Annotated in this window: 19 protein-coding genes, 1 pseudogene and 1 riboswitch; of the genes and pseudogenes, 14 read left to right on the top strand and 6 right to left on the bottom strand. The window is 40.7% G+C overall.

The window, feature by feature from the left end; translation table 11 throughout:
- The first annotated feature begins 12 nt into the window (after positions 1-12).
- Positions 13-846 (top strand): amino acid ABC transporter substrate-binding protein, encoded by an 834-nt coding sequence (locus tag SRA_RS05445; protein WP_003088521.1) that lies wholly within the window; start codon positions 13-15, stop codon positions 844-846.
- A 12-nt stretch (positions 847-858) separates the two neighbouring features.
- Here SRA_RS05445 and SRA_RS05440 read toward each other — a convergent pair whose 3' ends face one another.
- Both SRA_RS05440 and SRA_RS05435 read right to left on the bottom strand, forming a co-directional pair.
- The gene (locus SRA_RS05440; protein ID WP_003088519.1) at positions 859-2,061 is read right to left on the bottom strand and encodes a cation diffusion facilitator family transporter; all 1,203 of its coding nucleotides are present in this window, start codon (positions 2,059-2,061) and stop codon (positions 859-861) included.
- A 395-nt stretch (positions 2,062-2,456) separates the two neighbouring features.
- Complete coding sequence (locus SRA_RS05435) at positions 2,457-3,788, bottom strand: alanine/glycine:cation symporter family protein (protein WP_003088516.1); 1,332 nt, start codon at positions 3,786-3,788, stop codon at positions 2,457-2,459.
- 110 nt (positions 3,789-3,898) lie between these two features.
- Positions 3,899-3,984: riboswitch (glycine riboswitch) on the bottom strand.
- 289 nt (positions 3,985-4,273) lie between these two features.
- Here SRA_RS05435 and SRA_RS05430 point away from each other — a divergent pair.
- The 6 genes from SRA_RS05430 (at position 4,274) to SRA_RS05405 (ending at position 11,958) form a co-directional block, all read left to right on the top strand.
- Entirely contained in the window at positions 4,274-5,590 is a 1,317-nt protein-coding gene (locus SRA_RS05430) for an FAD-containing oxidoreductase (RefSeq protein ID WP_003088512.1), read from the top strand.
- Between the two features lie 187 nt (positions 5,591-5,777).
- Positions 5,778-8,060 carry a DNA helicase PcrA gene (pcrA, locus tag SRA_RS05425; RefSeq protein ID WP_003088509.1) on the top strand — a complete coding sequence of 761 codons (2,283 nt, stop codon included), beginning with the start codon at positions 5,778-5,780 and terminating at the stop codon, positions 8,058-8,060.
- A gap of 287 nt (positions 8,061-8,347) precedes the next feature.
- A complete protein-coding gene (locus SRA_RS05420) occupies positions 8,348-9,628 on the top strand; it encodes an O-acetylhomoserine aminocarboxypropyltransferase/cysteine synthase family protein (protein WP_003088507.1) in 1,281 nt (426 codons plus the stop codon).
- A gap of 152 nt (positions 9,629-9,780) precedes the next feature.
- Positions 9,781-10,551 (top strand): HAD-IIB family hydrolase, encoded by a 771-nt coding sequence (locus SRA_RS05415; protein ID WP_003088505.1) that lies wholly within the window; start codon positions 9,781-9,783, stop codon positions 10,549-10,551.
- A 117-nt stretch (positions 10,552-10,668) separates the two neighbouring features.
- The gene (locus SRA_RS05410) at positions 10,669-11,382 is read left to right on the top strand and encodes a cytochrome c biogenesis CcdA family protein (RefSeq protein WP_003088503.1); all 714 of its coding nucleotides are present in this window, start codon (positions 10,669-10,671) and stop codon (positions 11,380-11,382) included.
- A gap of 12 nt (positions 11,383-11,394) precedes the next feature.
- Positions 11,395-11,958, top strand: a complete 564-nt coding sequence (locus SRA_RS05405) for a TlpA family protein disulfide reductase (protein WP_003088500.1) — start codon at positions 11,395-11,397, stop codon at positions 11,956-11,958.
- 146 nt (positions 11,959-12,104) lie between these two features.
- Here the strand turns inward: SRA_RS05405 and SRA_RS05400 are convergent, their stop codons facing one another.
- A complete protein-coding gene (locus SRA_RS05400) occupies positions 12,105-12,662 on the bottom strand; it encodes a TetR/AcrR family transcriptional regulator (RefSeq protein WP_003088498.1) in 558 nt (185 codons plus the stop codon).
- A gap of 114 nt (positions 12,663-12,776) precedes the next feature.
- Here SRA_RS05400 and SRA_RS05395 point away from each other — a divergent pair, with 114 nt between their 5' ends.
- The 7 genes from SRA_RS05395 to SRA_RS05365 all read left to right on the top strand — a co-directional run bounded on the left by SRA_RS05395 (position 12,777) and on the right by SRA_RS05365 (position 20,911).
- Positions 12,777-13,478 (top strand): ABC transporter ATP-binding protein, encoded by a 702-nt coding sequence (locus SRA_RS05395; RefSeq protein ID WP_003088497.1) that lies wholly within the window; start codon positions 12,777-12,779, stop codon positions 13,476-13,478.
- A gap of 13 nt (positions 13,479-13,491) precedes the next feature.
- Positions 13,492-16,128, top strand: a complete 2,637-nt coding sequence (locus SRA_RS05390; protein WP_003088495.1) for an ABC transporter permease — start codon at positions 13,492-13,494, stop codon at positions 16,126-16,128.
- A 336-nt stretch (positions 16,129-16,464) separates the two neighbouring features.
- On the top strand, positions 16,465-17,718 hold the full coding sequence (locus tag SRA_RS05385; RefSeq protein ID WP_003088493.1) for a DUF2130 domain-containing protein: 1,254 nt from the start codon (positions 16,465-16,467) through the stop codon (positions 17,716-17,718).
- A 5-nt stretch (positions 17,719-17,723) separates the two neighbouring features.
- Positions 17,724-18,152 carry a GNAT family N-acetyltransferase gene (locus SRA_RS05380; RefSeq protein ID WP_003088491.1) on the top strand — a complete coding sequence of 143 codons (429 nt, stop codon included), beginning with the start codon at positions 17,724-17,726 and terminating at the stop codon, positions 18,150-18,152.
- Between the two features lie 94 nt (positions 18,153-18,246).
- Positions 18,247-19,161 (top strand): hypothetical protein, encoded by a 915-nt coding sequence (locus SRA_RS05375; RefSeq protein WP_037611372.1) that lies wholly within the window; start codon positions 18,247-18,249, stop codon positions 19,159-19,161.
- Between the two features lie 152 nt (positions 19,162-19,313).
- The gene (locus SRA_RS05370) at positions 19,314-19,547 is read left to right on the top strand and encodes a DUF1858 domain-containing protein (protein ID WP_003088487.1); all 234 of its coding nucleotides are present in this window, start codon (positions 19,314-19,316) and stop codon (positions 19,545-19,547) included.
- Positions 19,547-20,911, top strand: coding sequence for a DUF438 domain-containing protein (locus SRA_RS05365; protein ID WP_003088485.1), 1,365 nt, complete (start codon positions 19,547-19,549; stop codon positions 20,909-20,911). The genes SRA_RS05370 and SRA_RS05365 overlap by 1 nt, the downstream gene beginning before the upstream one ends.
- A gap of 67 nt (positions 20,912-20,978) precedes the next feature.
- Here the strand turns inward: SRA_RS05365 and SRA_RS10460 are convergent.
- From SRA_RS10460 to SRA_RS05350, 3 genes and pseudogenes are all read right to left on the bottom strand, one after another.
- A pseudogene (locus tag SRA_RS10460) lies at positions 20,979-21,454 on the bottom strand (ABC transporter permease); the annotation flags it as partial.
- A gap of 50 nt (positions 21,455-21,504) precedes the next feature.
- A complete protein-coding gene (locus SRA_RS05355) occupies positions 21,505-22,242 on the bottom strand; it encodes an ABC transporter permease (protein ID WP_003088480.1) in 738 nt (245 codons plus the stop codon).
- A 1-nt stretch (position 22,243) separates the two neighbouring features.
- On the bottom strand, positions 22,244-22,996 hold the full coding sequence (locus SRA_RS05350; protein WP_003088478.1) for an ABC transporter permease: 753 nt from the start codon (positions 22,994-22,996) through the stop codon (positions 22,244-22,246).
- Positions 22,997-23,001 lie beyond the last annotated feature (5 nt).

Raw genomic sequence — 23,001 nt, 5'->3', positions numbered from 1 at the left:
TTAGGTAGTAAGATGACATTAAAAAAAGCAGCAGCGGTTTTTCTGACTCTTCTGGCAGCAGTAACCTTAATTGCCTGCGGTAAAAAAGATACTAATGCTAAGGATAATTGGAAGAAGTTCGAATCGAAGAAGGCCATTACCATTGGTTTTGACAACACCTTTGTTCCTATGGGCTTCAAGGATAAAGACGGGAAAAACGTTGGTTTTGACGTTGATTTAGCTAATGCGGTATTTGCTGAGTACGGTATCAAGGTCAAATGGCAGCCCATCAACTGGGATTTAAAAGAAACTGAGTTAAAAAACGGTAAGATTGATCTTATTTGGAACGGCTATTCAAAAACCAAGGAACGTGCCCGCAAGGTCAGCTTTACAGAGCCTTACATGAAAAATGATCAGGTTCTTGTGGTAAAAAAATCTTCCGGCATTACCAGCTTTGCCGACATGAAGGGTAAGACCTTGGGAGCGCAGTCAGGCTCATCAGGTTATGATGCTTTTACAGCCAATCCTAAGGTGTTAAAGGATATTGTCAAGGATAATGATGCAACCCAGTATGAAACCTTTACACAAGCCTTTATCGATTTAAAAAATGATCGTATTGCTGGGCTCTTGATTGACCGCGTCTATGCCAATTACTATCTCAAACAGGAGCAAGAGCTGGATAATTATAATATTATTAAAGGAAAATATGCCAGCGAAGATTTCTCAGTCGGCGCTCGCAAATCTGATAAGACACTGGTTAAAAAGATCAATCAAGCCTTCAAGAAACTGTATAAAGATGGCAAATTCCAAGAAATTTCTCAAAAATGGTTTGGCGAAGACGTCGCAACCAAAGCAATTAAAAAATAAGTCCAATCGGGCTTATTTTTTAATTGCTTTTATTGGTGTAATCTGATGGTAAATGAGCAACCATTTTTCATGTCTGCGCCAAAGGCTGCTGTGGCGGCAGCCATCAAGTTCGTAGGTAATGAGCTTGTTTTTTCGGCTGATGGAAATCATTTTAAAGTAAGTGAAATTGCTGGCTCTGCTTTGCTGTGATTGAAGGAAATTCTTTTTGGTAGTGATATGGCCGTCTTCGTCAATCAGAGCAAAATGTTCTGCTAATAATTTTTCATAATCGGGAATCTTAGATAAGATGATTTTTTCGTATTTATAAAGCTTATGATAAACATTTTCAAAGATCTCATCTTCAGGAATAGCGGCCGGCTCAACGTGTATGTCAATATCATAGACATTGAAACGTTCCTGCAGCAGGTTCTCTACCCTTTCTGTGATATCATGGCTCTCATAAACCGATAAATCCGGATTCATTTCTAAGACCAAGTCCAAGTAAACGTTGCTGCCATAGGTACGTCCGCGCTGGGATTTAACCGCTGAAATTTTAGGAATTTCCAAAATAGCTTTTTCATACTCTTGCAGCTGTTTTTCATCAAAACCATCTGAAAGGCTAAAAGCGCTGGTCATGAAGATATCGTAAGCTGTTTTCAAGATTAAAAAGGTAATAATAACGGCGGCAATCTTATCAATAATAGGAAGGCTAAAGCTGCTGGCTGCGATAGCAATGGTTGTTCCAAGCGAAGTCAAGGCATCAGAAAGGTTATCCTTGGCAGCTGCTCTGAGTGCCCCAGATTTAAGCCGTTTGGCCAGGCTGATGTTGTAACTGTAAACCAAAAGCATCAGAACAGCCGATATGAGACCGACAAAAGCTGCTACAGGGTCAACTTTGATTTGATTATTGTGGATCAACTTATTGATTGTCTCAAGAAGTACTTGAAAGCCAACGGTGAACATGATGAAAGATGTCACAAGGCTTGCTAGATCTTCTATTTTCCAGTGGCCGAATTTATGATCGCGGTCTGCGGGCTTGCTTGCCAGATGCAGACCAATCAAAATAGTTGCATTTCCCACAATGTCAGAGGCATTATTGAAACCGTCAGCCATCAAGGCTGCCGAATGCAAAAAGTGGCCAGCAAGAAGCTTAAACACAGTTAACAATGAATAAACAATAATACTGACAACAGGACCGCGCTGTGCCAGTTTGAGATTATCTGCCGGTGTCGCCATAATGTTCTCCCAAAAAGTATTAATAGTCCTTATTATAACACGTTTAAGGCAAAACAAAAACCATTTAAAAATGGTTTCAGACTGAAGACAAAGTCAATTTTTATCAAAAGAACTATTGTGTTATGATACTTTCCTTAGGTAGCGCGGACGGTAGCAACTTCCTTTGGAATTTCATACCTAGATTTTGAGCCTAAGTCTCAAAATCTCCGAACGCCAGAAATCACTCATTTCTGGCGTTTTTGCTACAGCGGAAAGTATCTGGGCTAAGCTCGTTCAATTCGCCTATTTTTCTTATAGATTGTGAATTGATATTATCCTAAGATGTGTGTGCTTGTGAAATGCTAACTATAGAGTTTGTCTACAACCTGAAACCATTAAAAAATGGTTTTTGCGATTTAATGTTTACTGTTAAAGTAGATCTTTGTCTCTTTAATAATGATCGGTGAAAGAATAAGCAAGGCAATCAAATTTGGCAGAGCCATAAGTCCGTTGACAATGTCTGCGATAATCCAGATAAGTTCTAGTTTGAGAAAACCGCCGAGACTGACCATGATAACAAAAATAGTTCGATAGACAGCGATGTGTTTTGTTCCAAAGAGGAATTCAAAACAGCGCTCACCGTAATAAGACCAGCCAAGAATAGTTGTAAAGGCAAAGAGAACCAGACAAAGGGTTAAGGCAAGAGATCCCGGTGTGCCAAAGACAGATGAAAATGCAGCCTGAGTCAAAGGAGCTCCCTCTAAACCTGCAACCGTCCATTTACCGGTTACTAGGATAGAAATTCCTGTTAAAGTACAGATAATCAAAGTATCAATGAAAGTTCCTGTCATTGAGATAAGGCCCTGTTCGACAGGCTGATCAGTCTTAGCGGCAGCAGCAGCAATTGGTGCCGAGCCGAGTCCTGATTCGTTGGAAAAGACGCCACGGGCGATCCCTTTTTGGATAGCTTCTTTAACAACAGCTCCTGCAAAACCGCCAACAGCAGCGGTTCCGGTAAAGGCTCCAGTGAAAACCGCCTTAAAGACTGGAATAATCTGATCAGCATTGGCGAAAATAACGGTCAAGGTTGCAATGATATAGATGATTGCCATGAAAGGAACAATTTTTTCAGAAACCTTGGAAATAGACTGAATACCGCCAAAGATAATAACAGCAACGATAAGAGCGACAATGATACTAACAATTTTTGGTGAAAAATGAAAACTGTTTTCAAGCGATGACGTAATAGAATTTACTTGAGAGAAGGTCCCGATTCCTAAGAAAGCAACAAGAATGCCGGCGACCGCAAAGAAAACAGCTAAAGGTTTCCATTGTTGCCCCATCCCATTAGTGATATAGTACATGGGACCGCCTGAAATTTCACCGTTAGCATCTTTTGAGCGGTATTTGATGGCAAGCAGGCCTTCTGAATATTTGGTTGCCATACCGAAGAAAGCCGCGACCCACATCCAAAAAAGGGCCCCGGGTCCGCCGGCCTTGATAGCTGTAGCGACCCCAACGATATTTCCAGTTCCGATAGTTGCCGCAAGAGCAGTTGCCAGTGCTGCAAAACTGGAGATATCTCCTTCTCCCTTGTCATCGGTAAAAATAAGCTTAAAAGCTTTGGGGAGTTTTAAGACCTGCAAAAGTTTCAGCCGTAAACTAAGATAAATACCGGTACCTACCAAGAGAATCAGTAGGGGGGCGCCCCAAACGATATTGTCCAAGGCTGTAAAAAAGTCCAACATGAAAAAATATCTCCTTTAGTGATTGCGTTTTTCACAGAAAAAAGAAGCTGCCTGAAGACAACTTCCGTGAGCGGGTGATAAGCAGTGCCATTAGAAAAACACTAAAAATCTGCTTATCTTCTGTCCTTTTGCCTGAGAGATTGAGCATCTGCCTTGCCCCTTCGGCGCCTAAAAAGGTCTCTCCAGAAGTCCGTCAGTTTATCAGTCCTGTCATAAGACACCTGAAAGTATTACTCCTTCGGTGAAAGATGTCTGCCATCTTTTCTCTCCTGAAAACGTCAATCGGTTTTAATATAGTAAAATTATGATATAACAAAACTCGAATGATGTCAAGGTCACCTTCCGGATTTTTTGGTCAAAAACCGAATGATTGCTAAAAATGCAGCTTCATTTTTGGGCAGTCTGTCCAGTGTTTCCGTAGCAGATTTCTGACAAAAGCCCTGCAAGTTGATAGAATGGCTCTATCAGATAAAAGGGAGAAAAAGATGAAAACATATGATTTGTTGGTTATTGGTTTTGGCAAGGCTGGAAAGACTCTGGCAGCTAAAATGAGCAGCTTAGGCAAGAAGGTTGCTTTGGTAGAAAAGGATGCGCAGATGTATGGCGGAACTTGCATCAATGTTGCCTGCATTCCGACAAAGACCTTGATTCATGCAGCTGAGGAAAACCTATCTTTCGCTCAAGCCATGGAGCTGAAAGATACCGTTACAGCACGCCTGCGTCAAAAAAATCAAGCTACGCTTACAGGATCGGGAGTAGATCTTTATACAGCCAAGGCAAAATTTCTTTCAAATAAGGTGGTGGAACTCTGGTCCGGTGATGATCGTGAGCAGCTGAGCGCTGACGTTATTGTCATTAATACAGGAGCCGTTTCCAACCGACTGCCTATTGAAGGTCTGGCAAAAAGCCGCAATGTCTATGACAGCACAGGAATTCAGCAGTTAGAGAGCCAGCCTCAGCGTCTGGGAATTATTGGCGGCGGCAATATTGGTTTAGAATTTGCCAGTCTTTATGCCAATTTAGGCAGTCAGGTGACTGTATTTGAAAATTCACCGATGATTTTGGGACCTACTGATGAAGCGGTAGCGCAGCTGGCGAAATCCTATTTGGAAGAAGACGGAGTCAGTTTTGTTTTAGCTGCTCAAGTGGAAAAGGTGAGCAACCAAGACGATGCGGTGCTTGTTAAGGCAAACGGTAAAACTTATGAATTTGATGCGCTCCTTTATGCTACAGGACGAAAACCTAATGTAGAGGATTTAGGACTTGAAAATACTGACATCCAATTAACTGAGCGCGGAGCTGTGCAGGTGGATGATTTCTGTGAGACGAGCGTCGAAAATGTTTATGCAGTAGGCGATGTTCACGGAGGGCTTCAATTTACCTACACCTCACTTGATGATTTCCGAATTGTTTTTGGCAAATTGACCGGCAAAGGCCATTACAGCTTAAAAGAGCGTCGCAATGTTCCCAATACCATCTTTATTCAGCCACCTTTGTCTCAGGTTGGTTTGACCGAAAAAGAAGCTCAAGCTGCAGGTCTGCCTTATCAAAGCAAGGAATTAGCTGTTGCCAATATGCCGCGTGCCCATGTCAACAATGATCTGCGCGGTCTCTATAAGGTGGTCGTTCATTCAGAAACTAGGGAAATCCTCGGAGCAAGTCTTTTTGGCCAAGCTTCTCAGGAAAATATTAATCTGATCAAGATGGCTATGGACAATAAGATTCCCTATACTTATCTTAAAAATCAAGTTTTCACCCATCCGACAATGGCTGAAAACCTAAATGATGTTTTTAATTTTTAAAAAGAGGGGCAACTCTCTTTTTCTTTTTAGCTTTAAAAATGGTACAATAGACAGGCATAATTATAGTAAAGAAAGGAATGGACAACAAAAGTCAAATCTTGCTGTTTGTGCAGAAGGTACATGACCTTGTAAGGGACTGTGTTTGCAGGGAATTTTAAAAGACTGACTTGACTTTTGGTTAAATGTAATGAATCCTTTATTAGATGGAATGAATGATAAGCAGGCAGAGGCTGTTAAAACAACAGAAGGCCCGCTTTTGATTATGGCAGGCGCTGGTTCTGGCAAGACACGTGTTTTAACACATCGCATTGCCTACTTAATTGATGAAAAATTTGTAAATCCTTGGAATATTTTAGCTATTACCTTTACCAATAAAGCGGCGCGTGAGATGCGTGAACGGGCTATGGCTTTGAATCCGGCGACCAGAGACACTTTGATTGCGACTTTCCACTCTATGTGCGTGCGAATTTTGCGCCGTGATGCTGACCACATTGGCTATAACCGCAATTTCACCATTGTTGACCCAGGTGAGCAGCGCACCCTCATGAAACGTATTATTAAGAATCTTAATCTGGATTCTAAAAAATGGAATGAGCGGGCGATTTTAGGCACCATTTCCAACGCTAAGAACGATCTGATTGATGAAGTAGCTTATGAAAATCAAGCAGGTGATATGTACACCCAAATTGTGGCCAAGTGCTATAAGGCTTATCAGGAGGAACTGCGCCGCAGTGAAGCCATGGATTTTGATGATTTAATCATGCTGACCCTGCGGCTCTTCGATAAAAATCCTGATGTATTGGCCTATTATCAGCAGCGCTACCAGTATATCCATGTGGATGAGTATCAGGATACCAACCATGCTCAGTATCAGCTGGTCAAGCTCTTAGCATCGCGCTTTAAAAATATTTGTGTAGTCGGTGATGCGGATCAGTCAATCTATGGTTGGCGCGGTGCTGATATGCAGAATATCCTTGATTTTGAGAAGGACTATCCTCAGGCTAAAGTCGTTCTTCTTGAAGAAAATTACCGCTCGACGAAAAAAATTCTGCAGGCCGCAAATGAAGTGATTAAAAACAATCGCAAGCGCCGTCCTAAAAAGCTCTGGACGCAGAATGCTGATGGCGAGAAAATTGTCTATTACAGGGCAGATGATGAACGTGACGAGGCTGTTTTTGTCGCTTCAACTATTGATAATATTGTTCGTGAAACGGGTAAGAGCTTCAAAGATTTTGCTGTCCTTTACCGTACCAATGCCCAGTCCCGTACCATTGAAGAAGCTCTGCTCAAATCTAATATTCCATATACCATGGTTGGCGGTACTAAATTTTACAGCCGCAAGGAAATTCGTGATGTCATTGCTTATCTTAATGTCATTGCTAACAGCGCAGATAATATCTCTTTTGAACGTATTGTCAATGAACCTAAGCGCGGCGTCGGACCCGGTACCTTGGAAAAAATTCGGACCTTTGCCAATCTGCAAGATATGAGTCTGCTGGAAGCGTCTGAGCAAATTATGCTCTCAAGCATCAAAGGAAAAGCTGCTCAGGCTGTCTGGGATCTGGCTAATACGCTGCTTGGCCTGCGGTCTGACTTGGACCAGTACAGCATCAGCGAACTGGTTGAAAACGTCTTAGAAAAGACCGGCTATATGGAAGCTCTGCAGCTGCAAAATACACTGGAGAGTCAGGCACGTATTGAAAATATTGAGGAATTCCTATCTGTTACGAAGAATTTTGATGAAAACACCGAAGAGGCTCCCGAAGATGAAACAGGTCTTGATAAACTCAGCCGTTTCCTCAACGACTTAGCTCTGATTGCCGATACTGATGAAGGCGATACCGAAGCAGCTGAGGTAACTTTGATGACTCTGCATGCTGCCAAGGGCTTGGAGTTTCCAGTTGTCTTTATTATCGGCCTTGAAGAAGGTGTCTTTCCTTTGTCGCGCTCCATTGAAGAAGAAGATGAATTAGAAGAAGAGCGTCGTCTGGCCTATGTTGGTATCACACGGGCAGAAGAGCTGTTATTCATCACCAATGCAAATGCTCGTACGCTTTTTGGCCGGACGGATTACAACCGTGAAAGCCGTTTTATTAAGGAAATTTCAGAAGATTTATTGGCTTATCAAGGCTTGGCACGCCCCGCAGCAAGCTCCTTTAAAGCCAGTTATGCTGATGACAGGCCTGTCAAATTTGGTCAAGGCATGAGCCTAGCTCAGGCTCTGCAGGCCCGTAAAACTGCGGCGCAGCCAACAAAGACCAAGCTGCCTCTGGCAAATGCTGCCACACAGGCTGATGATACACCAGCTACCGATTGGAAGATTGGCGATATTGCCTGCCACCGCAAATGGGGAGATGGCACCGTCTTGGAAGTCTCAGGCAGCGGCAAGACCCAAGAACTTAAAATTAAGTTTCCGGACGTTGGTCTCAAAAAGGTTCTAGCCAGCCTTGCACCCATCGAAAAGAAATAAGACGCTTTGAACATCAAAAGAGTTCCTTATCGGCTCACAGCAGTCTGCATTTTAGCTGGGCTCTGTTTCACTTCCTAGTTTTCTTCTGTCATCTGTATTTGGCCGCTCAAAAACTTTTATGTGTGATTTTCTTTGAGTTGGTGTGGTAGGGGCAGAGCATTTTTATGCTAGATGAGTAAGCGTATTAGGTATAGCTTTCAGCTATACCTCCTTTAGCCTGATAACTATTAGCCAGTAAAGGATTTTAGGTGTACAATAACTCTAGTTATGTTTTTGGAGGAAGGGTTATGACGAAAGACTATTCATTTGAAACCTTACAGCTACATGCAGGTCAGACTGTTGATCCAACGACTAAATCTCGGGCCTTACCGATTTATCAAACCACATCTTATGTCTTCAATGATTCGCAGGATGCTGAGGATTCTTTTGCTTTGCGTACAGAAGGCAATATCTATACGCGGATTACTAATCCAACAACTGCTGTTTTTGAAGAGCGGATGGCAGCTCTTGAAGGCGGTGTTGGTGCGCTGGCGACAGCTTCAGGTATGGCAGCCATAACTTATACCGCTTTAGCTTTGGCCCATGCTGGTGATCATATTGTGTCAGCAACCACTGTTTATGGCGGAACCTTTAACCTGCTTAAAGAAACCCTGCCGCGCTATGGGATTACAACCAGCTTTGTAGATGTGGCTGATTTTGAAGCTATTGAGGCAGCTATCAAGGACAATACCAAGTTTATCCTTGCTGAAACCTTGGGCAATCCCCTTGGCAATGTTGCCGATCTTGAAAAATTGGCCGAAATTGCCCACCGCCATGCTCTTCCTTTGGTTGTTGACAATACTTTTGGCACCCCTTATCTGATCAATGTCTTCTCTTATGGCGTTGATATTGTAGTTCACTCTGCTACTAAATTTATCGGCGGACACGGAACCTCTATTGGCGGTGTCATTGTTGATTCGGGTCAATTTGACTGGGAAAAATCTGGAAAGTTTCCGCAGTTTGTAGATGAAGATCCTTCTTATCACAATCTCAGCTACACCCGTGACATCGGGACAGCGGCCTTCATTACTGCTGTACGGACACAGTTGCTGCGCGATACCGGTGCCTGCTTGTCGCCTTTTAACGCCTTTCTATTAACACAGGGGTTGGAAACTCTGTCTCTGCGTGTGGAACGCCATGTGGAAAATGCTAAGAAAATCGCAGAATATCTGGAAAATCACCCCAAAGTAACCAAGGTTAACTACGCCAGCCTGCCATCGAGCCCTTACTATGAACTGGCACAAAAATACCTGCCTAAGGGGGCCAGCTCTATCTTTACTTTCAATGTAGCAGGAGGAGCCCAGGCAGCCCGTAAGGTTATTGATAGCTTGGAAATCTTTTCAGACCTTGCCAATGTAGCTGATGCCAAATCTCTCGTTGTGCATCCGGCGACAACAACTCACGCTCAGATGAGCCCTAAGGATCTCCTTGCCTGCGGTATTGAACCCAATCAAATCCGTGTCTCCATCGGTCTGGAGAATGTTGATGATTTGATTGAAGATTTACGCTCAGCGCTAGACAATAGTTGATTAATAAGTTACAGGATTGAGAATAATTTGTATTGCCCCTTGAATTGAGCATGAAATGAATTTTGTGGAGGCAGTTCAATAGTTCTCAGTCTTTTTTATTAAAGTGAGCAGATGAAAAAAGTATTAGGCAAAAAAGATAAAAGGAGATGGTAATGCAGTTTGTATTTGATATAGATGGGACGATTTGTTTTGATCGTTTTCAGATAGACGAGAGAATCAAAACGATCTTACATGAAGCCCCTAGCTATGGTCATCAGATTTGCTTTGCTTCGGCACGCTCTTACCGTGACTGCATAGATGTTTTAGGTCAGGAATTAAGCCGAAAAACTGTCATTGGCCTTAATGGCGGGCTTGCCTATAAAGCTGGTAAATTAATTTTGGAAAAGCCTATGAATCATCAGGCTTTTGCTTTGGCTCTTCAGTTCTGTCATCGCTATCAGCTTCCTTATTTTGTGGATGATGATTTTAATTATGCACACCATTTGGGACAGTTTATTCCTTTTATTCATAGTGTGGATCCTTTAAAATTGGCCAAAAAAGTAAGGGTTGAAGAATTGAAACATCCCATTAAAATGGTTATTTTCTTTGGAGATCATTCTGAAAAGATAGCGGAAATCAGTCATCAGTTAGCTAAGTTGAGACAGTTAGACATTACTTTTCATGAGGATGAAAGCTGTCTCTATCTCAATCCCAAGGAAGTCACTAAGTCTTCAACCATTCAGGAACTTTTTGATCACGATTTTGTTGCTTTTGGTAATGATCGCAATGATATTGCTATGTTTCAAGCAGCATTTTATAGTGTGCAGGTGGGTGATTTTGCAGATTTGACCCCTTTTGCGGATACGCAAGTCAAACTTGAGAAAGATTATCACAGACAGGTGGCAGACAAGATAGCAGCGACCTTTGAAAAATTCAAATCCTAAACTTTAGATTTGCTCTTTCAGTTAAACTGTAATGATTCCTTAAATTACGCTTAAAGTTGGAAAACGCTTTTTTGATATAATAAACAAAAAGATTTAAAATGCTGATAAAGGAATGAGATGAATCTTCAACATGTTACGATTTTAACGCTCTTTATTGAAGGGCTTCTATCATTTTTCTCCCCTTGTGTCTTGCCTATTTTGCCCGTTTATATTGGTGTTTTAGCTGGTCAGGGAGAAGAGCAGCAATCTGGAGAATTAATTTGGGATAGGCGAAAAGTTTTTAGCAATACACTCTTATTTACTTCTGGCATAGCAGCTACCTTTTTTATCCTAGCTTTTGCTAGCAGTCTTATCAGTCAGTTTCTTCAAAGTCATATCCACTTTCTTCAGAATTTGGGTGGTGTTTTAATTCTGATTATGGGATTAGTCCAGATAGGGCTTATTAAATCTCGTTTTTTGACAAGAGAATTTTCAGCTAAAAATCGAGTTTATCAAGCCGGCCAGAGAGTGACACCACTCATCGCCTTTTTGATGGGCTTTGCCTTTAGTTTTTCTTGGACCCCTTGTATTGGTCCGATTTTAGCCAGTGTTTTCTTGTATGCCAGCACTCATCAGGGAATTTACAGTGTTTTGCTCATTTTAGTCTATTGTTTAGGATTTATTCTCCCTTTTGTTTTAATTGCTGTCTTCTCACAGAAGCTAATGACTATTTTTAAAAAACAACAGCGGTTTTTAAAGTATACTAAGCTTGTTTCAGGGATTCTTCTCATTATTATTGGAATTTCCATTTTGACCGGTTCATTTGCTAAAATAGCACACTTATTTAATTAAAAGGAGATAGTCATGAAAAAGTTTATGTTGCCATTAGCTCTCGGTGTTAGCTTATTAGGAATGGGATTAATAAATCAGACAAAGTCTTCTGCTCAAGGTAAAACATCTCCTAAATTAGTTCAGACAGCTAAAAAGTCAGCACCTGCATTCAAATTAAAAAATAAAAAGGACAAAATTGTCAGTCTGTCTGACTATAAAGGGAAAAAAGTTTATATCAATGTTTGGGCAACTTGGTGCGATCCCTGCATGCAGGAAATTCCTGGTTTGAAAAAAGTTTATCAAGCCTATAAAGGCAAGAAAAATTTTGTTTTTCTGTCTGTAACATCGCCCAGTGATTTGAAATATCAAAACAATAATCCTATTGATAAAGAGAGAAGCACTATTTTAGCAAAAGCAAAGAAAAAAGGAATTACTTATCCTATTCTTTACGACTATAAAGATAATTTTGTTAAGGCTTACGGCATTCGCTCTATTCCAACCCATATTTTTATCAACAGCGATGGCAGTCTTTCGCAAAAGATTGCAGGCGGTCTTGACGAAAGCTCTCTTAAATACTATCTTAATAAATTGAAATAATAACTACCCCCGTCTGTTTTGTCAGGCGGGGATGTTTACTTTTTATAGTCTTCGAAAATCAAACTCAGACGTTGTTGCCTTGATTTGATGAAGACAGTTCTATCTGCATCTGCGTCGCCTAGTCTGATTGTGATTTTCATTGAGTATTAAGTGTTTTGGTAAAAGCCTCTAACAATCAAGAACATATCAGCAATCTCTTGCGGGGATTCTTGAGCACCGCTTAGAACCCATTGCATATAAAGGCTTTCAAGACTGGCGACATAAGTAACGGCCATATATTTTTGGGACAGGCCTAAGTTAGGATTGATGGTGTCATAAAAGAAAGAGGGAACCTCATCGATCAATTCTTGAATAAAATTCCTCGTTTTTTGAGAAAAATTAATTTGGATAATTTGTGATAAAGCATAAATAAATTTTTGCTGACTTTTAAGGTAAGTTAAGCCTTGGATGAGGTTTGCCCGAAGGTCTTTATTGGCAGAATTGGTCATCAAGTATTTTTTGAAATCTCCCGTCACTTCATGAGCCAGTTTATTGACAAGATCATATTTATCTTGATAATGCAGATAAAAAGTACTGCGATTAACCTGAGCCTTTTCAGTAATTTTTCGAATGGTAATGCTATTGAAATCGGAATTTTCCAGCAGCAGCTCAGTAATGGCTGCTTTTATTTTAGCCTTGCTTTGTGTCTGTCGTTTTTGAACCATATTTTCTCCTTAAATAGACATTTGTCTAAATAATGATGCTTGTTTTTGTCTTGAAATCATTATATACTAAAGCAAAAATTAAATCAACACACGTCTAAATAAGGAGGTTTTCTTATGGCTTATATTGAAATGCAGCATTCCTATAAGCGCTATCAGATGGGTGAAAGCGAGATTGTTGCCAATGATGACATTAGCTTTGAGGTTGAAAAGGGGGAATTGGTGATTATTCTAGGAGCATCCGGTGCTGGAAAATCAACGGTTCTTAATATTCTTGGGGGTATGGATAATAATGATGAAGGTCAGGTCATCATTGATGGTGTCAATATCGCAGACTATAATCAGAAACAGCTGACGACTTATCGTCGTAATGATGTTGGCTTTGTCTTTCAGTTTTATAATTTGGTCCCCAATTTAACAGCCAAGGAAAATGTTGAATTGGCTTCTGAAATTGTTAGTCATGCTAGAGATGCTGAAGAAACTTTGAACGAAGTAGGGCTGGGCGGGCGTTTAAATAATTTCCCTGCCCAGTTATCTGGCGGTGAACAGCAGCGTGTATCCATTGCGCGGGCACTGGCTAAAAATCCCAAATTGCTCTTGTGCGATGAACCAACAGGTGCACTGGATTATCAAACAGGCAAACAAATTCTTAAACTCTTACAGGATATGTCGCGTCAAAAAGGTTCGACTGTGGTTATTGTGACCCATAATTCTGCCCTAGCACCGATTGCTAATCGAGTTATTCATTTGCATGATGCCAAAGTCAAAGCTGTTGAAATCAATGAGCAGCCTCAGGATATTGAGAACTTGACATATTAAGGAGGCTGGTCTTATGAAAAGAAGGATTTACTGGAAAACGATTTATATTGCCTTACGACAATCTAAAGGACGTTTCATTTCAATTCTGCTTTTGATGTTTCTGGGGTCTTTTACCTTTATCGGTCTAAAAGCAACCAAGCCCAATATGCAAACTCTGGCAAAAGATTATCTGAAAACGCATCGAACGGCAGATCTGTTTGTCACAGCCAACTATGGTTTTAGTCGAGATGATGAAGCAGAATTAAAGCATCTTAAAAATACGCAGGTGGATTTTGGCAAACTAAGCGACATGACGCTTGAAGGTAAAGATGATGCCATGCGTGTATTTTCTGACAGTCAGTCTCTTTCAACCTATCAAGTAACATCGGGGCGTTTACCCAAAAAGGAAAACGAAATTGCTTTGATTTCAACCTTGAATAAAGACTACAAAATTGGAGACACTTTGACTTTTCAGTCTTCTCAAAAGTCTTTATTAAAGAGAAGAACCTTCAAGGTTGTTGGCTTTATCAATTCATCAGAAATATGGTCAACTTTAAATTTAGGAGCGTCAACAGCAGGGGACGGTAGCCTATCAAGTTATGCTCTGGTCACTTCATCAGCCTTTGCTAATAAGACCAATACCTTAGCGCGTATTCGCTATCGTAAATTGAAAAACAGCAATCCCTTTTCTGATGATTACAGCTCACGGGTCAATTATTATCAAGATAAGCTGGATAAGTTACTGGAAGATAATGGGGAAAAGCGTTTGGCTGATTTAAAGAAAGCACCGCAGGCAAAAGTTGACCAGAGTAAGCTGGCTTTAGCTGCAGCTAAAAAGCAGCTGCAAGAAAAAACCGAAGAAGTCAATGCTCTGCCATCCTCTTATCGGCAGCAGCAGGCGGTACAATCTCTCCAAAAGGCAAGGCTTGATCTTGTTAAGAAAGAAAAGCAGATTCAAAAGGCCCAGGCTGAGGTTGATGCTATGGCAGAGCCAACTTACAGTACTTATACACGCTCTACCATGTTAGGCGGTGAAGGTTACACTGTTTATAACTCTAATGCTAATAGCATGGGCAATCTTGGCAATATCTTTCCTATTGTCCTCTATGCCGTTGCGGCTCTGGTTACCTTTACGACAATGACACGTTTTATTGATGAAGAAAGAAGCAATTCAGGTCTTTTAAAGGCTCTGGGCTATTCTAATGGAGATGTAATTAGAAAATTTCTGATTTATGGAGCTGTGGCAAGTTTAATAGGGACCATTCTTGGAATCCTTGGCGGCCATTATCTTCTGGCTAGAATTGTTGCTCAGATTTTTACAGGTAAAATGACTATTGGCAATCCGCATCTTGCCTTCTATTGGACTTACAGTCTCATTGCCCTTGTTTTGGGACTTATCAGTGCCGTCTTACCCGCCTACTTAATTGCCAGACGGGAACTAAGTGAAAAGCCAGCTCAATTATTACTGCCTAAGACGCCGATGAGAGGGGCAAAAATCTTATTGGAGAGAGTGGGATTTATCTGGAATCATTTAAGTTTCACGCATAAGGTAACCACGCGAAATATTTTTCGCTATAAGCAGCGGATGCTGATGACTGTTTTTGGTGTTGCTGGTTCTGTAGCTTTACTCTTTGCAGGACTTGGTATACAGTCTTCTTTGGGAAAGGTTATCAAGGAGCAGTTCACACAGCTAACCCCTTATCATTTAGTCGTTACCAAGAAGGAAGACGCTAAGGATAATAAAGAGTTGACGGATTTCTTAAAATCAAAAGAAATATCCAGCTATCAAAGTCTTTACTATACCCACATGATGGAAAAGATTCCCAATATCAAGGACCGTCAGACCATTGCCGTTATGGTATCGGACAAGAAAGATTTTGCTGACTTTGTCCACTTGCAAGACCTTGCTTCTGGAAAATCCTTGCGCTTGCCAAAAGAAGGCGCCCTGATTTCTGAAAAATTAGCTCGTTTTTACAAGGTTAAAGCAGGTGACAGCTTTACTCTCAAGGACAATAGCGGGAAAAGAAGACGCGTGAAAGTGGCAGCAATCGTTAAGATGAATGCTGGCCATTATCTTTTTATGACCCAGTCTGTTTACCAGCAAATCTTTGCTGACAAACCAGATAAGAATGCCTATTTTATCAATTTAAAAGATGATTCGACCTCCCATATTAAGGATACAGCAACAAAGCTTTTAGCCATGACTAATGTTGCCTCGGTTACGCAAAATACAGCTCGCATGAAGACTATTAAAACCATTGTAACCTCACTGAACGCTGCTATGACTGTTTTAGTCTTCAACACCATTCTTTTAGCTCTTGTTATTCTTTATAATTTGACTAATATCAATATTGCCGAGCGAATTAGAGAACTATCGACCATTAAGGTTCTAGGATTTTACAATAGAGAAGTAACCCTCTATATTTATCGGGAAACCATTGTGCTTTCCTTAGTGGGAATTGTTCTTGGTTTATTCTCAGGGCGTTATCTGCATCAATTCATTATGGAAATGATTGGTTCGGATAATGTCATGTTTGGCACAACAGTTGACAGTACTGTTTATCTTATTCCAGTTTTCTTTATCCTCTTGATTTTGCTAGTTTTGGGCTGGCTGGTCAACCGCCGTCTCAAAAATCTCGATATGTTAGAGGCTCTGAAATCAGTGGATTGACATTTTAAAGAGGACAAATTGTCCAACAAGGGCAGGGAAGCAAAAGGGAGAGAACCATGAAAAATGAGGTTTTCTCCTTTTTATAAGTAAACAAATACAAAACTCTTTTAAATGTTAACCCGACATTTTACAGGTTTTTTTAAAACACTCAAATATCAATTTATATTTAACTGGATCTTTAATTGATGGTCAGCCTTAAGAGTATCCAAACGCTAAACCCAGTGCTTTTTTGTCTTGATTGGGGTATAATGGTAGTGTTTGGAATTATTTTATAAAAAATAGAGATGATATTTAATAGAAGTTTAACAACAAAAACTATCAATTAAAGGAGAAACCATGAACGAAATCAAATGCCCCCACTGCGGGACAGTTTTTACGATCAACGAAACAGAATACAGTCAGCTTTTGGCTCAGGTGCGAGGAGCAGAGTTTGAAAAAGAGATTCATGAGCGTCTAGAGCGAGAAACTCAGCTTTTGCAAGAAAAGTCAAAGAATGACTTGCAGGCTAATCTCAGTGATAAGGATAAGGAGATTGCTGAGTTAAGGGCTGAGTTGGATAAGTTATCCGATAAGAATGCGTTGGAACTGGCTAATGCTTTGTCTGACAAGGATAAGGAAGTGCAGAGTCTGAAAAATCAAGTAGACAAGCTGCGTTTGGAGCATGAAAATCAGCTGCAAAAGACCCTTGCTCAGATTGAAAAGGAGCGCGATGAGGCGCAAAATCAATTGGTGGTGCAGGAAAAGGAATCAGCATTGTCCTTAGCTGCAGTGCGCAGCGATTACGAAGTACAGCTTAAGGCTGCTAATGAGCAAGTTGAATTTTATAAAAATTTCAAGGCGCAGCAATCGACCAAGGCCATCGGCGAGAGCTTAGAAGCTTATGCAGAAAGTGAGTTCAACAAAGTTCGTTCCTATGCCTTTCCGAATGCTTACTTTGGCAAGGATAATGAGGTGTCGTCTGCTTCTGGTTCTAAGGGAGACTTTATTTTTCGTGAAGCTGATGACAATGGGGTTGAGATTCTTTCCATCATGTTTGAGATGAAAAATGAAGCCGATACAACCAAGACCAAGCATAAAAACAGTGATTTTTATAAGGAATTGGACAAAGATCGCCGTGAGAAGAAGTGCGAGTATGCGGTTCTGGTAACCATGCTGGAGGCTGATAATGATTACTTTAATACAGGTATTGTTGATGTTAGTCATGAGTATGAGAAGATGTATGTGGTGCGGCCGCAGTTCTTTATCCAGTTAATTGGCCTCTTGCGCAATGCAGCCCTCAATTCACTCAAATATAAGCAGGAGCTGGCTTTGGTCCGTGAACAGAATATTGACATTACCCACTTTGAAGATGATTTGGAAACCTTCAAAAATGCCTTTGCCAAGAACTATAATTCAGCCAGTAAAAATTTCCAAAAAGCCATTGATGAAATTGACAAGGCCATTAAGCGGATGGAAGCTGTTAAGACCGCTCTAACTACCAGCGAAAATCAATTGCGCTTGGCCAATAATAAACTAGACGACGTTTCCGTCAAAAAACTAACCCGCAAAAACCCGACAATGAAAGCGAAATTTGAAGCCCTGAAGGAGTGATTCTTATGGAAATCAGACATTATCAGTCTTCTGACCTCAAGAAACTGCTGCCCTTGTATGTTGATTTAGGCTATCCAACAGATAAAAGGTCATTAGAAAAGCGTTTAAGTCATTTGTTGAAGCAGCCTAATTATCAGTTAAAAATAGCTCTTCTTGATGATCAGGTCGTTGGTTTTATTGGTTTTTCAAAAATGTATTTTTTTGAACGTGATGGGTTTTATTATCGCATTCTTGCCTTGGCTGTCGGAAAAAGCTACCGTCATCAAGGAGTCGCGACTTCTTTAATCGATCACGTGAAGGAAGTTGCCCACCTAGAAGGGGCCTATGCCTTAGCGCTGAATAGTGGCATTAGAGATGAACGCAATAAGGCGCATCAGTTCTATCAAAACTACGGTTTCAAACAGGCAAGCTACGGCTTTGCCTTAGAGATTTAAGTTAATAGGTATAAGTAGTCTAAAAGTTGGAAGTACGATAAGAAGTCCCGCAAGAGAATTACCATAATATGATTTGTCATTTGAGGGAGAAACAATGAAAAGAAAAAGTCAAATGATACTAATAGGTTTGCTTTGTCTATCCATCTTTGTGTTTATAGGGCTTTGTGTCAGTAAGATTAGGCCAAGAAAAACGACTTTGAAAAAGGATGAGCAAATTTATGGTGTGACGATTGATGACAGCTGGTATGACACGACTAAAACAGCTGACATTGTATCAGCGCTGAAAGCCATGCCTGTCAAGCCAACTGCTAGAATTGTCATGTCTAAAGATACATCTCCCAAGGATTATGTCAGGCTATTCAAAAAGATTCACCGGGTCGCTTATGTCATGGCCTGCCCAGTTGATTCTTATGAAATGAGACAGTATAAAGATGTCAAGAGCTACCAAAAACGTTTTGCGGATTCTTACCGGTATTTGTCAGACTATACAGATATTTGGGAAATTGGTAATGAAGTAAACGGCAGCGACTGGATCAAACAAAAGGACACGTTGGTTGTCAGTAAGTTAAAGGCAGCCTATCAAATTATCTCTTCTGCAGGTGGTAAGACTGCTTTGACCTTTTATTATGAAAATCCTAAGTATGACCATGATATGCTAGCTTGGATTAAGAAAAATATTCCAGTTAGGTTGCGTTCTAAGCTTGACTATAGTTTTATCAGTTATTATGAAGATGATAATGAAGATTACCAGCCTGACTGGCAAGTAGTTTTCAGTCGGCTACAGAATCTGTTTCCAAATTCAAATGTTGGCATGGGTGAATGCGGTAATACAGCGGCTAATGCAACTAAAAACAGTAAGGGTGCTATGGCAAAGAGATATTATACCATGCCTAAATACACAAAACACTATGTTGGTGGTTATTTCTGGTGGGAATGGGTTCAGGATTGTGTGCCTCATGAAAACAATTCGATTTACAATGCTATTAACAAGAGTTTGAAACACTGGTAATTTCTAAAAGGGATCTATTTGGTCCTTTTTTCTTTCTTGAGAAAGATTTAACCCGAAATAAAGATAAGAGAAACCAAGGAGGAAATGCCCCTTTTCTGGTTTTTTCTTTATTTTCCGCTATAATAAAGTTATCAATAACGTGAGGTATTCTTATGAATAATACGATAGATTTATCAAAGCCTGTAGCAGAAGTTTTAAAAGAACATCCAGAAATCAAGGAACTGCTCATTGACCTAGGCTTTAAGCCTTTGGCTAATCCGGCGATGCTCAATACAGTTGGTAAGGTTACCAGCCTGAAAACGGGTTCAAAGATGGCAGGTATTTCACTTGATGACATCAAGAAAACCTTGACTTTTAATGGCTATGAAGTGATTGGAGACAAATGATGGTAGATGAAAGAATTGACATTTTAAAAGATATTTTACTGGAACTCCATCGAGGGGCCTCGCCAGAAAGTGTTCAGGAGCGCTTTGAACAGCATTTTACAGGTGTTTCAGCGATGGAAATCAGTCTCATGGAGCATGAACTGATGTCGACTGATACGGGAGTAACCTTTGAAGATGTCATGAAGCTTTGCAATGTCCACGCCAATCTTTTTAAAGGAGCTATTGCTGATGTAGATGTTCCAGACACTGAGCAGGAAGGGCATCCCGTCAAGGTTTTCAAGGATGAGAATTTGGCTCTCCGCGCAGCTATCATGCGTATCCGTCGCATTATCGAAAACTATGCCAAGCCTGAAAATGAAGCATTTCACGGGGAAATTCTAAAAGGACTTAGGCATCAATTTAGTCTTTTGGGGCAATTCGAGAAGCACTACACACGAAAGGAAAAGCTTTTCTTTCCCATTATGGAGCGCTACGGTCATGATGCTCCGCCCAAGGTGATGTGGGGAGTGGACGATGAGATTCGTGATTTGTTTAAGGAAGCCAAGGCAGCATTGGAAAAACTGCCTGAGGGTTCCATTAAAGACTTATTAGATAAGTTTGAAGCCTTTGCCAAAGAATTTGAAGAGATGATTTTCAAGGAAGAAGCTATCCTCCTCATGATTCTCTTGGAATCTCTCACCCAAGACGATTGGCTGCAGATAGCCAGCGAGAGCGATGCTTATGGCTACGCCATTATTAAACCACTGGAAAAGTGGGTTCCTGAGCGTCAGTCTTTTGCAAATGAGGCTGCCGCAGACACTTCTGACGACAAGCTGGCTGACGCTCTTGACCAAGCCCCAACAGGCAGTTTGACTGATCTGACCAATACAAAAGTCATTGAGATGCCAGAAGGCCAGTTTACCATTACCTTTAAACCCAAAGAAAAGGAAGCAGCGGCAGACCGTACAACACCGCAGCCCTTTGGCAACGGCTATTTGTCAGTCGAGCAAGCCAATTTCATTCTCAACAATCTGCCCTTAGAAATCACCTTTGTCAATAAGGACGATATTTTCCAATATTATAACGACAGTGTTCCAGCTCAGGAAATGATATTTAAGCGGACACCAAGCCAAGTTGGCCGCCATGTGGAGCTTTGCCATCCACCAAAAGTTTTAGATAAAGTTAAAAAGATTTTTGAACTTTTACGCAGCGGTCAGCGTGATAAGGTTGATATGTGGTTTAAGTCGGAAAAACTGAATAAATTTGTTTATGTAACTTATGCAGCTGTGCGCAATGAAACTGGCGATTTTCAAGGTGTTCTGGAATATGTTCAAGATATTCAGCCTTTCCTTGAATTGGACAGTGATTTTAATCGTGATGTATAAATGAAACTAGAAGAGAAGTCTGAGGTAATAGATTTCAGACTTCTTATTTTTTATTATGAAATGCTAATCAGATGAATCTCTTCTTTAATTGTCTAACGGCTAAGCCATAAAAGAGAATAATGTAAAGCGCATTAAGCTCTAAGAACAAGGCTAATTCTGGAAAGGTAAAAGGTGGCGAAGTACGTGCCTGAATACCAACAGCAACTTGAGTGTAAGGGAAAATGGTAAACAGACTTTTTCCAACGAAGAGGATCATGAGACCTGCCATAGCCAAAACAGCGGAGATAAGAATGGGGACTGCAAAGTTTTTCAGTCGAATGCCAATAAAAACTTGTATGGTAACAGTAGTAATGGTCGCCAGCCTGTAATGGACCAGAGACAGAAGTCTGTCAAATGGTCAAGGATAGGTACTTTCAAGATCAGAGCACTGGCAATGTAGAACAAGAGAACCAACACTTGACTGATGGTCATGATAAGAGATAGACTAGCGATTTTTGCTAGAACTATACGACGTGGTTTGACGGGAATCGTCAGAAGGCGCTGTCAGTTTTTTTCTGTCTATACATAAAAAAGCCAGCCTAAGCTGACTAGTTTTAACGCATTTGTCTTTTCAGATGTCTTCTCTGCAAAAAGACGGATACAAGTACAATCAGGGCTGAATAGATAACAAAGCGCAGCCACATAGACATAGGCAAGACAATATGAGAAGTATCCGTTTGGTTCATCAAGCTAGCTAATTTTAAGGAAGCGAGAACATAGCCAAGCTCTGGAATGAGATTTTGCGCAGTGAGAATAAAGCCTCCAAGTCCTACCAGCATTGACAAAGCAACAGGCGGTGCAAAGCTTTTAATCACCAGCGAGAGATAAGACTGGATGGCCACCAAAGCAATGGAAAAGAGCGTAGCTATTAAGTTCCAGCCCAGCAGCTCCAGTGGATAGGCCATCTTAAAGTGGAAAAAGAAACCACTTAGAGAATACAGACCCAAAAAGTAAACTTGCGACAGCATAACCAAGGCAAGGGCTAGCAGCATTTTTGCCCAGATAATCTGCCTAAGTGAATAAGCCGACGTCAGCAAAAGTTTGATGTTATTATGTTTGTGTTCACCATACCAAATATAGGCGCAGACAATACCAATCATACATGGAAAGAAGAAAGCACCGTAAAAGAGATAAACTTGTGTCCAAAGGCTCAGCCACTCTTTATGTAGTATGCCTTGATTACCAGCATAATTCACGCTGCCATAAAGAACTGACAAGAGTGGTAAGATTAAGAGCGGCAGCCACAATCTTGCCCGACATAATTTTAAGCATTCAATTTTTAATAAAGTCATCTTAATCTCCAATCTTAACGCGCTTGCCGACTTGATAAAGGACAAGTCCTAGAATAATCGAGGCTATCAAAGGATAATAATCAAATGCAGCGATACGGTAAATAAACTTGTCGCCAACTTTCTCAGGCTGACTGGCTATGAGAAAAGCATACCAAGTATAAGGAATGACATACATAGTAGCTTTTGAAATGAAAATCATAATCACGCTCATCAAACTTGCTAAAACAGCTACTGACAAGCTGATGAGCTGATTAGCCCATTTGAGCGACAAGAGATAATGAATAAGCATGATTGCCCCTGAAATAGCCAGCATGGTCAGGCCATACAAAACCATTCTTCCTATCGGTATGCTGACGGTATATCCCTTCATTTTAATCAGGGTAGCTATCGCCAAGAATTCTAAGATTTGCATTAGGGCATAGGCGGCATAGATGTAGCAGAATTTGACAGCGTAGATAGACTTATAATCCACACCGCTGCTAGTCAAAATTTTCCACATCTTATGACGATTTTCCAGCTGAACAGCTATACTAACCAGACTAGCCAATATCACCGGCTGAACAATAATTTTGACCATAGCAACTGCATCCCAAACCCCATAGAGTTTGGCCAGACTCGCCAAATCTGCCGCGGTTTTATGATCAAAAATCTGTATGCAAGAAAATAAGATAGATATGACAAGAGAAACAAACAAAAGTCTAAAGACGGGTAACCCCCGATACTTTTTAGTTTCAATCTTAAAAAGTTTCAACATAGCCA

The sequence above is a fragment of the Streptococcus ratti FA-1 = DSM 20564 genome (genome assembly GCF_000286075.1).
GTDB classification, from domain to species: domain Bacteria; phylum Bacillota; class Bacilli; order Lactobacillales; family Streptococcaceae; genus Streptococcus; species Streptococcus ratti.
This window is presented reverse-complemented; position numbering and strand designations above follow the sequence as displayed.